Here is a 950-nt window from a genome sequence, read left to right as displayed (position 1 = left end):
CCATCGGCATTGTTTAGAATGGAGCCATGGTTGGCAATAAGGTTGGCGACGGTAAGCTGACCTTGGTCGTTATTATCAATATCGGTTGCATGCGCCAGTAAATCAGTCGCAGTAATGGTTTGAACAGAGTCCTCCTTGCCTGAGTTTAACTGTACCTCACTTGATACTGTGGGGGCGTCATTAGTGCCGTGGATGGTAATAACGATATCGTGGGTGGTGCCATCTTTAGAGTGCACTGTCACGGTATCCGTCAAGGTTTCGCCTTTACCTAAGTGCTGGATTTCAGGTTTGCGGTTATCTATGTAGTAATTCCAGTTTCCTTTTGGGTCAATTTCCAATTGGCCACCCAGCGGTGAAGAATATGGCCGCCACTCTGGGTGCATTGCTGCAGAGATAAGGGTTTTAAAATCAAAACCTGATTCATCTTTGTCGGGGTCAATAGCAGTTAATGAGCCTTGAGTCTCCAATTTATAGGCGTAGTTTCCTTGCACGCTGGCATGAGGGTTTAGGTCTTCAGTAACACTGCCAATATCAATGCCAGTAATAACAGCATTATCCTGTACCGCCGCTAAAGTGGTACTGGCGCCAGTGTGTGTCATACCACCATGGGCATCCTTAACGTCATAACTGAAGTGTACATCGCCGTTGTAGTCTTTTTCTGGGGTAAAAGTGAACGTGCCATCGGCATTTAACGCAATAGCACCATGGTCAGCCTGTAGGTTTTCAATGGATAGTTTGCCAATATCGTTATCATCGATATCAGTTGTGTTAGCAAGTAGCAGTGCTGGGGTGAGGACAATTTTGCTATCTTCTAAGCCATTCGCTAAACGCACTTCAGCCGAGGCAATTGGCGCATCATTGGTGCCATGAACGGTCACTGTGATATCTTTTTTAGCACTGCCATCGATAGATTCAACGGTAAAGGTTTGTTGGAAGCTTTCCCCTGCGCC

Annotated in this window: 1 protein-coding gene; it reads right to left on the bottom strand. The window is 46.3% G+C overall.

Annotated elements, in window-relative coordinates; all coding sequences use genetic code 11:
- Window positions 1–950 (bottom strand): cadherin-like domain-containing protein (locus AB4585_RS21730; protein ID WP_372170895.1); only part of this gene is annotated, 950 nt, incomplete at both ends.

Source organism: Vibrio sp. 10N.222.49.C9 (assembly GCF_041474985.1).
In the GTDB taxonomy this organism is placed as follows: domain Bacteria; phylum Pseudomonadota; class Gammaproteobacteria; order Enterobacterales; family Vibrionaceae; genus Vibrio; species Vibrio crassostreae_C.
Note: the sequence above shows the minus strand (reverse complement) of the source record. Positions and strands in the feature narration are given on the sequence as shown.